Raw genomic sequence first — 14037 nt, 5'->3', positions numbered from 1 at the left:
TTCGGCATTTTAAAAAGCCAATCAATAAAAAATATCGCATTAATCTGCGATATTTTCTTTATTCATGAGAAATTGTTATTTTGAATTCCCCCATTGGGTGGTCATTAATACTGAACATTTCATACTGGAAAAAAACTTCTTTTTCACTAACGATACATTTATCCATCAATGTTTTAAGAATAATGTCATTTTTTTCTAAATGTATTTTTGAACCATTGTGACATTTTAAGAGTCTTAATTGTAATGTCGCATTATTTGTAATTACATTAACGCTTTTAGGGTTAATTTCAATACGTGTTGGCTGTTTGCTTTGGGGATCATGAAATTCATAAACTTCATATTCATATTCTATATTTTCAAAAGGATGTTTGATTAATTCTTTTGAGTATTTTGCATCGACCTCAAATTCAACTTTTTGGTCTTGACCTTCTTGTCTATATAGTGAGCAAAATTTTATTTTCATAAACTTAATCTTTCAATTACAACATCACGGCCGTAAAGGAAAATTGCTTTAGCTAATTCTGGTCCATGTTCGGCAAAAGTCGTAGCTTTTCTTATTGGCATAAACAATTTTTTACCGCTAATTCCTAGTTTGTCTCTGGTATTATTGATAGCTAATTGTATATTTTCAACTGTGAAATCAACATTTTCAATTTGGTTAGTGAATTCGTTAATTACTGCTAATTCTTGTTCATTGAATACAAAGTCAGTTGTTTTTACTGGATTTTTGTATGAATTTAAGTGGTTATTTAGTTCGGTTATAGTTCCGACGCTTTCTTTAAATGTTTCAATAAATAATTTGACTCAAAGATCGTTAATGTCCTGATTCAATTTTGAGGCTATTTCGGTATTATCAATATTTTTAAAGTATTGTTTAGAGAATCAATGCATTTTGACGATGTCAAATTTTGACGGTGATTTAGAAAGTCTCTGTGGATCAAATTTAGCAATAATTTCTTCTTTTGTCATTACTTCGCTTGCGTCTTCAGCTGTCCATCCCAACAATGTTAAAAAGTTAAACACTGCTTCCGGTACATAACCTTCATTACGGTAATCTTCGATGAATTGTTTAAGTGATGTATCTCTCTTTGATAATTTTTTGCCTTCCATATTAGTGATTACTGTTAAATGACCAAAAGTAGGGGCTTGTCAACCTAAAGCATTGTAAATAACTAACTGTTTAGGAGTATTTGTTATGTGTTCTTCGCCACGCAGCACGTGTGTTATTGACATATCGTGGTCATCAACAACAACTGCGAAGTTATATGTTGGATAACCATCAGATTTAAAAATTACTCAGTCACCGATATCTGAAGAATCAAAACTTATAGGTCCTCTAACAATATCATCTCAACTAAGTTGAACATTTTTAGGCATTTTTAATCTGATTGAATACTTACCTGCTTCTTCTCTCTTGATTTTTTCTTCATCGGTGATTTTTAATCAATTAGCATCATATTTGAATGACGGAATACCTTTTGCTTCGCTTTCGGCGTGCTGTTGCTCAAGTTCTTCAGAATTATCGTATGCTTTATAAGCTAAGCCACGATTTAGTAATTCTTGAGCAATTTCTTTGTATCTATCAAGTTTTTCGCTCTGGCGATATTTACCACAATTTGGATTTGGTTTGAAAGGACTTTCGTCTGGGATGATACCTAATCAAGCCAAATTTTCTAGTTGACTTTTTTCTCCGTCAATAACGTTTCTTTTAATATCGGTATCTTCAAGACGGAAAATAAATTCTCCGTTAAAATGCTTTGCAAATAAATAGCAAAATAATGCTGTTCTTGCACCACCAATATGTAAATATCCTGTAGGACTTGGTGCGTATCTTGTTCTAATTTTCTTCATAATTACTCCTATTAATATTAAGTTTAATTTTAATACAAAAACAAAAAAAACTAACATTTAATGTGTTAGTTAAAAAACTAGTTAGACAGCATTTTTGTTCTTTTAAACAAGTTTGGCTGAATTTTATTTCAATTCAATATCGTATAACCACAGATGTTTATAGTTAAAATCGAAATAGTTGCAATTCAGATATAACCCATTGCTAGTTGAGGATTAAAGTTAGTTTTACCATCTAGATTTTTATATATATTATTTCCGATTGATAATTCATTTTGTGCAAAGACAGCATAAGTTATTGAATTTCTGAAAATTAATTCAAAATAAAATATAGTTAATGAAATAATTTCTCTTTTTAAAGATGGAATAATAAATTTTAAATATATTTGGTTGTTTGAATATCCTTGCATACGCATGTTAGTAATAATTTCCTCATCCAAGTTATCAACCGCTTCAACTAATTGTTTAGATTTTGAAGACATTTCATGAAGCCCTAAAATTATGATAATTAGGAAAAATGGAGAAGCAGTTAAAATTGGTAGAAAAACATAAAAATATACCACCGTAGGAATTAAGCGAATTAACGCATTAAAACCTCTTCAAAAAACTGAAAACCAAGCTTTATTTAGCCTAATTGATTGCAACCTTACAGAAATAAAAGTGAAAAATGTACAAATTGTAAGAGCCATGATTGTGAAACTAATAGACTCTCAAATCATTAAGAACGGATTAAAATTATGATCTCAACTATTTAACTTAAATCCGCTAAAATCTGGGTGAAAGAAGGCATTGAAAAATAATTTTGTTTCTGAAAGATTAAAAAATCATATAGGTGTAGATGTAACTGTTCATATTGTAATTACAGTACAAATCAGAAAAATAGAAGTCATAATAAGTTTTCTGAAATTAATAGTTTTTGCAAGTCTTTGGTATTCGAGTGTCTTAAATTTATATTTTTGAATATACGATTTTGATTTAGTCTCGAATAAATAATTCTTAAATAAAATATTTATTATTTCTAGAAAAATTATAAAACCCATTAATACTAACAAAGGTATACCGAGTTGAGTAAAACGAATAGTTTTCTCTGAAGCATAGTTGATTAAGACACCAATTCCTGGTAAACTTAAAGCTCCCAGTATTGCTGCTCATCTTATATTTGATTCAAACGAAAAAATGAATAGCGCAAAAATTCTGTTATTTATTCTCGGTCAAATTTCCTTAATAAATGCTTTAAATTTCGTATTTCCTTGATTTATTGATAAATAGTATGGATTTAAATCTACGTTTTGTAATATTTCTATATAGTATTTGTGTAATCATAATCAAGTAAATCATAGGTACACAATCATTAAACTGATTTCATTTCGAAAAGTGTTGGTAATTAATAAAATAAATACAATTTCAGGTATCGCACGTAAAAATAAAATAGTTAGTTTAAAGACATAAGCAACGAATTTGTTTGTTACAGCTTTGAATGATAATACGGCTGTGATTATAGCAAGTGCAAATCCAGTGAATGTACCAGCAAGCGCCAATTTTATTGTTATTCATAAAGAGTAAAATGAATCTTTTCATAGATCTGTATAAATACCTGTAGCGCTCCCGTTGACAGTACTTTTATTACTGAAAATGAATAGTTTTCATAATTTTTTTAGAATTAAATCAGAATTTGTAAAGTTAATATTTTTAACTTGAAACGCGATTAAAGTGCATATTCCTGCGACAATTAAGAATATAGCTATACGTTTGAAAATTGGGTTAATTTTTCAACCAGTTGTTTTATCGCTATATGCGCTTATGTACTGATATTTGTAAAATTTTGATATTTTAGCTACTGAGTTTTTTGTACCGATTCTATTAGTTCTCATAGTTCAACATCATCAACTTTTTTGTTTAAAATAATATGTTTATTATTAATTGCTATTACTCGATCGAAATATTGTTTAATAAGACTTAAATCGTGTATATTGACAATCAAAGTTTTATTTTTGTGTTTTAGATTCAACAGTAAATCTAACACTTCTTTGCTTGTGTGGTTATCAAGGTTTGCTGTAGGCTCGTCAGCAAGAATTAAATCAACATCTCTAATCAATAATTTGGCAATTTCAACTCTTTGTTGTTGACCGCCACTCAAATCTGATACACGAGAAAAAGATTTATCAAGAATATTTAATTCATCTAGTGTTTGAAATATTTTAGTTTTTTGTTTTTTGTTTAGAATACCGAAGATTTGATAAAAGAAATTTGAATATTTAGTGTGAGAACGTCTTATATTCTCATAAACATTATCAGTATTTATAAGGTTTGGTTTTTGGGTTAAAAAACCAATTCTATCAATTATTTTTTTTCAATGTTTAATTGGTATTTTTGAAATCTCTTTTCCAAATAGTTTGATTTCACCACTCCGGGGTTTAATTGCTTTGACAAACATTTTAAATAGAGTTGATTTACCTGCTCCACTTGGACCAATAACAGCAATCATTTCTCCCTCATAAACATTTAAATTTATGTTTTGCAGAACATCTTCGGAATTTTTTTTATAAGTAAGATTGATATCTTTACATTCAATAATTTTGTTCATTAGTTAATTTCCGGTATATCATTAACTAAATCTTGAACACTCTCAGCTTGAACCTGCAATTTGACAAATTTTTGAAATAATTCGTTAGATAGCAGTTGGAATTTATTGTATCCAGTATAGATTCCGTATGTATTTTCTTGTACGGTAAGAGATGTAAGTGCCTTCGCAATTAATTCAACTTGTTTATCGTGTAGGCCTTTTCTTCCAAGAACTACATCATATGCAGCTGGATTGGTTAAGGTTAATGTTCTGATAACATCATTTTCCTGATCTTCATAGCTTTTATTTGATTTAAAGCCTTGAGGTTTGTAATAATTGTTTTTACCATTATTTTCAGTTCAGTTATACGAACCTTCATCATCGAAGGCAATATGAGGAACAATTTTTTCTCCTTTTGAATTTTGTGATTCTTTACCCAATTGTGATTTAGGCTTAGACCCTTTAAAAACATATTCAGAGTTTGAGTTTAAATATTCCAGTATTTCAGTAAGAGGTTTATTGAAATGACGAGCTAATAGTGCCGCTTGATATTTAAAACCGCCTGCGCTAGTGTTTTTGCTGTAAACAATACCGTGAGAAACAAATTTTTCTCAATTTCTATCTTCTCAATCTTTAGTAATTTCGGTTCGTTTAGCAAAATTTCCTGATATTAATATTGCACCGTGATAAACATATGTTAATTTATCTTTTGAATAGAATGTATCGTATTTCGAACCATCAAAATTGATTTTGTTTTGTTTAATTGCTTCTGGTCAGTCCGGATATTCAAAACCAGTGTTTTTTACTCAAACTTCATTATTTTTTATTGCCGCAATTCTTAGCGGATCTGTTGAAGTTCCGTCTTTATATAAATCGTTGTCTGAAGATTGTCAATTAAATTTTAATGTACTGGTTTGAGCTACCAATTTTGGATTATTATCATTCACAAATTTTCCGTCTTGTCAAAAGTTTTCTGAAAAAACTGTGTAATTTGCAATTAATAAATCATTTTTTTTATTATCGTTTTCAATGTCTTGAATGTATGTGCTTTTATCTTTGGTTTCAATGTTAAATTTAACATCTGGCAGATGTTTTGTGCTTTTATCTTTATTCTTTAATTCATTGAATCTTTTACTTAATAAATTCAAGAAATCGGTTTCTTTCTTAGTTTTTTGAAAACCTGGATTTATTCATGAATTAGTTATAGTAATCTCTGTATCTCACAATAAATCTAAGTTTTCTTTTGTTTTTTCGGTCGTTTTGTTATTGCAACTAGCAGACAACAATGTCGCTGTTGTCAAAGTAAGTGGTGCCGACGCACTCATTATTTTTTTAATAAATTTCATAAAAAATACTCCTTTGACAAGGAATCAAATTAAATAAGAACTTAGCCACGCATGAATTACCATGATCTGCTAATAGGTATGTTCTCAGCCACTTTCGTAGCACCCTTGTCAATTTAATTATAAACCAGTATAGTACAAATAAAGAAATATTTACACACGGGTGTTAACGTAAAATGTAAATTAGTGAAAAACGTGTGATTTTATTACAAATGATATGAACATCTATGATGTTAAATTAATAAGTATTATCTACATAAAAAAATCAAAGTTGATATAATATTAATATTAAAATATATATTTATAGGAGCAAGAATGTCATTTAACGAAAAAGATAAAGAAAAAGTATTAGACGAAAAAGAAGAATTAAACAAACCAATTATTGAAGAATTTGATGAAAATTATATTCCCGATGAAGAATTATTTGTTGCCTTCAAACAAGAAGAAAATACAGAAATTGAGGATGAAGAGGAAGAACAAATACCGCAAAATAAAGAAGATTATGTTGTTCAGAGCCAGATTATTGAAAAACCACTAGATGGTCTTCATCCAATTGATATTGACAAAGAAATGAAAAATTCATTCCTTGAGTATGCAATGAGTGTTATTGTTTCGCGTGCTTTGCCTGATGCTAGAGATGGTTTAAAACCTGTTCACCGTCGTATTTTATATGATATGAGTGAGTTGGGCATTACTCACGCTTCACAACATAGAAAAAGCGCACGTATTGTTGGTGACGTTCTTGGTAAATATCACCCACACGGTGATTCATCAGTTTATGATGCTATGGTTCGTATGGCGCAAGAGTTTTCTATGAGATATCCATTGGTTGATGGACATGGAAACTTTGGTTCAATTGACGGTGATGGTGCGGCTGCGATGCGTTATACTGAAGCAAGAATGAGTAAAGTTGCTTCTGAAATGTTGGATGGAATTAAAAAAGACACAGTTGATTTTGTGGACAACTATGATGCAAGCGAAAAAGAACCAGTTGTGTTACCAGCTCGCTTTCCAAACTTGTTAGTTACTGGTGGATCGGGTATTGCTGTCGGTATGGCAACTAACATCCCACCTCATAACTTAGGAGAAGCAATTGATGCAACTATAGCGCTAGCTAAGAATCCGGATTTATCAATAGAAGAGATGATGGAATTTTTACCTGGACCTGATTTTCCAACGGGTGCTATGATCTTAGGCAACGAAGGAATCAAGGAAGCATATACTACTGGTAAAGGTTCAATACCTATTCGTTCAATTGCTAAAATTGAAGAGTTTAAAAACGGAAAAAGCAGAATTATTGTTACTGAAATCCCTTATGAGATCAAAAAAACAGCAATCATTGAAAAAATCGCGGATTTAGTTAAAGATAAATCAATTGAAGGCATTGCAGATTTAAGAGACGAATCTAACCGTGAAGGTATTAGAATTGTTATAGACTTGAAGCGTAATATAAATCCACACATTTTGTTAAATAAACTTTATCGCCAAACAAATCTACAAGTTAATTACAATGTTAACTTTGTTGCTTTAGTGAGCGGTGAACCAAAACTATTGAATATTAAGCAAGCTATTGAAGTTTATTTAAAGCATCAAGAAGATGTCGTTACACGTAGATTAAAATTTGATCTTGAAAAAGCTAAAGACAGACTTCATGTTTTAGAAGGTTTAAAAATCGCTGTTGAAAATATCGATGAAGTAATTGCAATCATTAAAAAATCTAAGAATGACGCTGAAGCCCAACAAAGATTAGGCGAAAGATTTAATTTAAGCGAAAGACAAACAAAAGCTATTGTAGATATGCGTTTAGGCCGTTTGACTGGTTTGGCTATTGAAAATATGATTGAAGAAATGAATCAATTAATTGCCGAAATTACACGTATTGAAGAAATTTTGGCTTCACATGAAAAATTGGTTCAATTAATTATTGATGAATTAACTGAAGTTAAAATGAAATATGCTGACGAACGTAGATCGACAATCAACCTAGAAGCCGGTGGAAGAATAACAGATGAAGACTTAATTCCCGAAAGAGATATTGTTATTACAACATCTGCTAAAGGATATGTAAAAAGAATCGATCTTGAAGAATACAAAACTCAAAGAAGAGGTGGAGTTGGTATAACAACAATGAAAACCTATGACGACGATGATGTAGCTTCATTAATAACTTGTTCAACTCACACTGATTTATTGTTATTTTCAAACCATGCGAGGGTATATAGAATAAGAGCTCATGAAATACCTGAATTATCAAGACAATCTAAAGGAACTCCTTTTGTGAATTTAGTTCCAACTTTAAATGTTAAAGACAATGAAAAAATAGTTTCAATGTTACCTATAAATGACTATAACGAAAACGAATTTTTATTCACAGCAACAAAATATGGAATTATTAAAAAAACACCTTTAACACAATATCAAACTATTTATGCTAGTGGTAAATACGCATTTAGTTTGCGCGAGGGTGATGAATTAGTAAGAGCAATGATAGTTAAAGAGGATTCGTTAATTATGTTGGCTAATAATGACGATAGAATAGTTAAATTCCAATCCAAAGATTTTAGACCATTGTCTAGAACAGCATATGGCGTTAAAGGTATTAATTTAGAAGAAAATCAAGAAGTTGTTTCTGCTTCGAGTGATTTAGAAGGCGAATTAGTATTAACTATTGGGGCTGAAGGGTTTGGTAAATTAACTCATCATGATCAATTTAGACTTGTGAAACGTGGCGGAAAAGGTGTTAAAGGTATTAATTCTAAATTAGCCGGTAATATTGTCTTTTCACGTTTTGTTAACCCTCAGGATGAGTTACTAATTATTACGACAAGTGGCTTAACAATTAGGGTGCCTATTGAACAAATAAACATTAGCGGTCGTGCAAGCAAAGGTGTCAAACTTATTAATCTTAAAAATAAAGAAAATATACAAGCAGTAGAAGTGATTAAGGTTGACGATAAAATTGACGAGCAAGTATCTCTTAAAAAAGCTGAATTCATTAAAAAAGTTCTTGAACAAACACCGGAAGATGGAATAGATGATACTGATGATTCTGAAATTGATGAAGAAAGAGTCACCGCTGAAGAAATCGAATAATTTTAAAGAAGGACAAAGATGACTGACAAAAATGTTTTAAAGAAAGACAAATTATTACATATTAATAACAATTATGTTTTTTTAAATAAAACAGAAAAAGATCCAGTACGTCTTTGTTCTTTTTTGCTACTTGCTCAAGCTATTCATGAAAATATCAAACCTAAATCTAAGATTTTAATATCTTTGGAAGGTGAAACCAGAAATAAATATCTTACCAAGGTAGCAAAATTTTTGCAAAGTCACGGACACATTATTTATGAATACGATAAGCATAGTTCCGCCCCCATGATACTTGATGAATATGCAATGAAGGTCAATCCGCTTGATTATTTACTAAAATTGACAATTAATACAGAATTTAAGTACTTACAGGTAAATATTAAAGATTCAAAATTTGACGATTTAACTCCTGAAAAACAATCGGAAATTTATGAAATGTATGTTAACAATCACGAGTTTAATTTTGACTGGGATGTTAAACCATTTATAAAATTAAATTTTGACAAATACGTAAGCGAATTATGTTCAAAGAATGAAATTTTAAAACCTTTTGCTAACGTCAAGCAGCGATATAAATCGCTAAGTTTATTGACGCATAAAAATTTAACTTCATTGGTTTTAATGAGAAATTTATTGCAAAATTATGCTAACAATTTTAAAACAAGAAAAAGAAGTCATGGTCTAAAATGGGTTAAAGTCGTTTCTAAACTATTTAGAAAATCAATGATAAAAAGAAAGATTTCTAATATTTTTCATTTCGGCGATTCTTCCAAAATCAATGTTGGATTGTTATTGAATAATAGATTCAATTTTGCTGACTCTAATACACTTGCATTAATCTATTTAGACTTTTATTTAGAGGAATATAAACGAGTAAAAAAAGATATTTCAGACTTCAAAGTTATGATTCCACATAGTTCGACCTATGCGGTAAAAGATCTATTAAAACAATATGGAGTAGGTTGGACTTATTTTGACCATTCCAATTATAAATCTGTACTTAATGACAAAAATTATGTATTTGCGTACACTGAAAATAACTTTATTGCGAACCCAAAATATTCTCCTGAATTTAATAATTATTATTTCTTTATTTGTTTAATTTGAATGCTTAATTCCTATGCAAACCGAAACAATCTTTTAAGCTTTAAATATAATAAATTAGTAGAGAGTTTCGGTAGTATTAAGACTATTAAAAAACGTTATAAATTAGATTTCGAAGAAACAAAAAAGATAACTAATTTCATTTCAACTGCAATAATGAAGGACAAAAAAAATAAATCAAATCTATGATTCAATTTTGAGGCCATAGACAAATGAGACCATAATAAATATTTTTTTATAAAATTAACAACATCAAAAAAACACGAAGTAATTTTTTATTATGATTTTGATTCGAAAAAATTGTGTGTTGATATTATTATGTGCATGGTTTACAGATATAAAGACAATTATTCTTTCTTAGAACAATGTTCAATCGCGATAAAAATTAATTGAATATTGCATAAGTTTAAAAAATTACTTAGAAAATTACGGAAAACTACAAAAAATAATACTGAAAATGATGAGTAATAATTTTGATTATTTAATCTTTTATATATAATAAAAAAGCATATTACAGCCGGCAATCATAACTAAATGTTATAACACTTCAGTGGAGTTGAAAGTAGGGATGCTGAAAACCGAAATCATTAAAGTTTTATTAATTAGTTAGAGATTACCCCTTTTGATGTTTTATGCAGAAAGAGGAAAAAACATGAGATATACAGGTCCAGTTTTCAAAAAGGCTCGTCGTTACGGCTTTTCAATTCTTGAAACAGGAAAAGAGTTCTCAAAAGGTAAAAAGAGAACTTACGCACCAGGTCAACACGGCAACAAACGTGTAAAATTATCAGACTATGGTCTACACTTATACGAAAAACAAAAAGTTAAATTCGTATATGGCATGAGTGAAAAACAATTAAGAAAATTCTTTGAGAGAGCTGCAAAGATTAAAGGTGTTTTAGGTACAAACCTAATCCAACTTTTAGAAGTTCGTTTAGATAACCTAGTTTACCGTGCAGGTTTTGCAAATACAAGAAGACAAGCAAGACAATTAGTTGCGCATAACCACTTTACAGTTGATGGTAAAAAAGCAAACATTCCATCAATGACTATTAAAGTAGGACAAGTTATTGCTTTAAAAGAAAAATCACAAAAGAATTCACAAATTATTGCAAACTTAGCTGAAAAAACAACGGCTGCTTGAATTACCCTAAAAGGTTTTGAAGCTACTTTAGATCGTTTACCTGAAAGAACAGAAGTATTACCTGAAATTAAAGAAAACCTAGTTGTTGAGTTCTACTCAAAATAATTAACTAAGGTATAAGGAAGTATTATGAAAAAAGATATTCACCCACAATACAATGTTGTTAAAACAACATGTTCAACATGTAATACAGAATTCGAATTCGGTACAACAAAAACTTCAATTTCAGTAGACGTTTGTTCAGGATGCCACGTAGTTTACACAGGTGACAGAGCAAAAACAAAAGCAACCGGTATGATTGACAAATTTAATCAACGTCTTGCAAAATCAGTTAAAAAATAATCACTCATTAATAACATCGAGTAATCGATGTTTTTTTATTTTAATTAGATAGGCACTGGGAATTTTTTTAAAAAATTTTCAATTTTGTTAAAAAGAAATTTAGTTAGATGACTGCTTTATTTTATGTTTTTTTACTAAGACTCAAAAACAAGAACAAGTAACGATAAATAATTTAGCAGTCGAATGCTAAATTTGCTAAAAAATGTTATAATTTTCATATGAATAATTTAGAACTAACAAACGATAAACAAAAGATTTTGAAATGTGTTGTAGATTTATATATTGAAACTGGTCAACCAGTTGGATCTTCAACATTAGTTACGCGGTTTAACCTGTCATTTTCAAGTGCAAAAGTTAGATATTTAATGAACAATTTAGAAAAAATGGGGTATCTCGAAAAGACTCATACTTCATCTGGACGTATTCCCTCGATAGAAGGTTATAAATTTTACGCAAAACATTTAATTACGCAAGACTCAAAATCATTAAGAGAAAAGATAAAGGATATATTCGCAAAAAGAAGAACTAGTGTAGATGAAACAGTTAAAGAAGCATGTAAAGTTATTTCGGATACGGTTGGTATAACATTAGTTACAAGTGAAACTAATGAATCATCTACTTTAAAAAGTATTCAATTGGTACCTCTAACTGAAAATCAAGCCACTATAGTTTTGGTTACTTCATTTGGTGAAGTCACACATAGAACTATTACTCTTGATTTAAACAGCACTGACATGAATGATTTGAGAATAGCTATTAGAATTTTCAAAGAACGTTTGATAGATGTCCCAATTTTGAAACTTCGTGAAACTGCGGACAGTTTAGCTCCAATTCTAGCCGGTCAAATTAAAAACTATGAATCAATATTGGAAAGTTTAGTTAATAATGTGTTTGACTTTGAATTGCAAAATAAAAATGTTGTCTACGGTAAAGATAAAATTATTTTGGCGGATGAAATATCTAGACAAGATTTAACTAAAATTCTGTATTTAATTGAAAATCAGTCAATTTGGAAAACTCTAGAGAGAGAAATTGATGACGATGCTAAATTAAAAATTGCTGTTAGAGATGACCATTGTTCAATAATTACAAAAAAACTTGAAACTGATGGAAAAATTAAGGAAATAAGTTTGGTTGGTTCAAACAGAATGGACTATCATAGAAGTTTAACTGCTATTAAGCTGTTAGAAGATTTAATTATAGATAGCGATAAAAATAAGGAGTAATTATGAGAGACAAAGATTTAAAAACAGGAACTATAATAAAAACTAATGTTAAAGTATTTGAAGGGAAGAAATTTATTAAAAAATTATCAAAACGTAATTATTTAATTAAATTAGGTGAAAGTTCAATAAATTCTCAAATAGATGAATCAATAATGAATACGGGATGAGCACCTCGTTACAAGATAATAGTCACTTTTGATGAAAATGCCAAGAGTGATTATGCAAAAAAAACGCTTACTTTTGATATAGAAAACCTATCATTTGAATCTAGCAAAAAATTCAAAAACGACAAAGAAAAAGAACAAAAATCAATGGAACTAGAAAATCTTAAAAAAGAATTGGTTGATTCTAAACTTGAATTCAAACTACTTGCTGACAAGTTTTTCGCATTAGAAGAAATCAATAATACATTGAAGGAAAAAATCAGAGAATTAAATAATAAAGTTAACGAAAACAAACGAATTACAGTACCTGAAGAAGAAATTAAAAGAATCAAAGAATATGCGCTTCAAAAATTCTTCGAAGATTTTACCAATCCTTTTGCCACTCTTAAACTTGCGGTCGAATCTGGTTTAAATAGTACTGAGCACAGTGTAAAAACGTACGTTACTGGGTTTAAGATGGTTCTTGGAATGCTTGAATCCGTTTTCAACTCTCACGGACTTAAAACATTTTTACCAAAAGTCGGTGATATATTTGATCCGAATACTCAGAAACCGATTGATTTTGTAATTGATCCGGATGTAGAACCAAATACAATCAAAAGAGTCGACTGCGAAGCATATTTATTGAATGACCGTGTTATCAAGTATGCTTTAGTGGTTGTGAGCAAAAAAGAATAATTAAACAAGATAGTCTTGTTTTTTTATAATTTTGAAATGACTGTGTATAATAATATTATGTTTAAAAAAGCAAGCAAAGATGCGTGAGCTGTTGTTAAAAAAAGTAACATGTTCATGCTAGCTATTGGATTATTGATTGGAACGTCATTTAACGGAGTTGTTAAATCACTCGCTAATGATGTTATACTTCCCCCTATAGCAAAACTCACTGGAGCTGAAACTCTGGAAAAATGAAAAATTGGAGAAATTTTAATTGGGAAATTTTTAGCTGCTTTATTTGCTTTCATTATTGTAACATTAGTCATTTATTTATTATTGATGATTGTGTTCTTAATTAAGGCAGTAGTTGATTTCAAAAAAATACTAAAAATAAAAGACCAACCTCAACCAATTCCAGAACCAACCACAGAGCAATTAATTTTAGCTGAACTAAAAAAAATGAATGAAAATTTTGAGTCAGCAAAAACCAAGAAAGAGGATAAAGAATAGCTCGGGCTATTCTTTGTTGTTTATTTTAAGCAAAAATGTCATT

Annotated in this window: 12 protein-coding genes; 7 read left to right on the top strand and 5 right to left on the bottom strand. The window is 29.6% G+C overall.

Annotated features, from left to right (window positions below; genetic code table 4):
* Positions 1-58 precede the first annotated feature (58 nt).
* The 5 genes from KQ878_RS02790 to cypl all read right to left on the bottom strand — a co-directional run bounded on the left by KQ878_RS02790 (position 59) and on the right by cypl (position 5757).
* On the bottom strand, positions 59-463 hold the full coding sequence (locus KQ878_RS02790; protein WP_216567897.1) for a hypothetical protein: 405 nt from the start codon (positions 461-463) through the stop codon (positions 59-61).
* The gene (gene gltX, locus KQ878_RS02785) at positions 454-1851 is read right to left on the bottom strand and encodes a glutamate--tRNA ligase (protein ID WP_216567896.1); all 1398 of its coding nucleotides are present in this window, start codon (positions 1849-1851) and stop codon (positions 454-456) included. Before gltX ends, KQ878_RS02790 begins: the two co-directional genes overlap by 10 nt.
* 77 nt (positions 1852-1928) lie before the next feature.
* Complete coding sequence (locus KQ878_RS02780) at positions 1929-3719, bottom strand: PhnE/PtxC family ABC transporter permease (RefSeq protein ID WP_216505592.1); 1791 nt, start codon at positions 3717-3719, stop codon at positions 1929-1931.
* A complete protein-coding gene (locus KQ878_RS02775) occupies positions 3683-4432 on the bottom strand; it encodes a phosphonate ABC transporter ATP-binding protein (RefSeq protein WP_216505593.1) in 750 nt (249 codons plus the stop codon). Before KQ878_RS02775 ends, KQ878_RS02780 begins: the two co-directional genes overlap by 37 nt.
* Positions 4432-5757: an ABC transporter thiamine pyrophosphate-binding lipoprotein p37/Cypl gene (gene cypl / locus KQ878_RS02770; protein ID WP_216505594.1), complete on the bottom strand. Its 1326-nt coding sequence runs from the start codon at positions 5755-5757 to the stop codon at positions 4432-4434. Before cypl ends, KQ878_RS02775 begins: the two co-directional genes overlap by 1 nt.
* Before the next feature lie 312 nt (positions 5758-6069).
* Between cypl and gyrA the strand changes: the two genes are divergently transcribed.
* The 7 genes from gyrA (at position 6070) to KQ878_RS02735 (ending at position 13994) form a co-directional block, all read left to right on the top strand.
* On the top strand, positions 6070-8847 hold the full coding sequence (gene gyrA, locus KQ878_RS02765) for a DNA gyrase subunit A (RefSeq protein WP_216505595.1): 2778 nt from the start codon (positions 6070-6072) through the stop codon (positions 8845-8847).
* A gap of 18 nt (positions 8848-8865) precedes the next feature.
* Positions 8866-10419 (top strand): MAG5620 family putative phospho-sugar mutase, encoded by a 1554-nt coding sequence (locus KQ878_RS02760; RefSeq protein WP_216505596.1) that lies wholly within the window; start codon positions 8866-8868, stop codon positions 10417-10419.
* Between the two features lie 184 nt (positions 10420-10603).
* Positions 10604-11200: a 30S ribosomal protein S4 gene (gene rpsD / locus KQ878_RS02755; RefSeq protein ID WP_216505597.1), complete on the top strand. Its 597-nt coding sequence runs from the start codon at positions 10604-10606 to the stop codon at positions 11198-11200.
* A 24-nt stretch (positions 11201-11224) separates the two neighbouring features.
* Positions 11225-11437 (top strand): 50S ribosomal protein L31, encoded by a 213-nt coding sequence (rpmE, locus tag KQ878_RS02750; protein ID WP_216505598.1) that lies wholly within the window; start codon positions 11225-11227, stop codon positions 11435-11437.
* A gap of 218 nt (positions 11438-11655) precedes the next feature.
* Complete coding sequence (gene hrcA / locus KQ878_RS02745; protein ID WP_216505599.1) at positions 11656-12663, top strand: heat-inducible transcriptional repressor HrcA; 1008 nt, start codon at positions 11656-11658, stop codon at positions 12661-12663.
* 2 nt (positions 12664-12665) lie between these two features.
* Positions 12666-13505 carry a nucleotide exchange factor GrpE gene (locus KQ878_RS02740; protein WP_216567895.1) on the top strand — a complete coding sequence of 280 codons (840 nt, stop codon included), beginning with the start codon at positions 12666-12668 and terminating at the stop codon, positions 13503-13505.
* Positions 13506-13562: 57 nt separating this feature from the next.
* On the top strand, positions 13563-13994 hold the full coding sequence (locus KQ878_RS02735) for a large conductance mechanosensitive channel protein MscL (protein ID WP_216505601.1): 432 nt from the start codon (positions 13563-13565) through the stop codon (positions 13992-13994).
* The last annotated feature ends 43 nt before the right edge of the window (positions 13995-14037 follow it).

The organism is Mycoplasma zalophidermidis, from assembly GCF_018913985.1.
Taxonomy (GTDB): domain Bacteria; phylum Bacillota_I; class Bacilli_A; order Mycoplasmatales; family Metamycoplasmataceae; genus Mycoplasmopsis; species Mycoplasmopsis zalophidermidis.
Note: the sequence above shows the minus strand (reverse complement) of the source record. Positions and strands in the feature narration are given on the sequence as shown.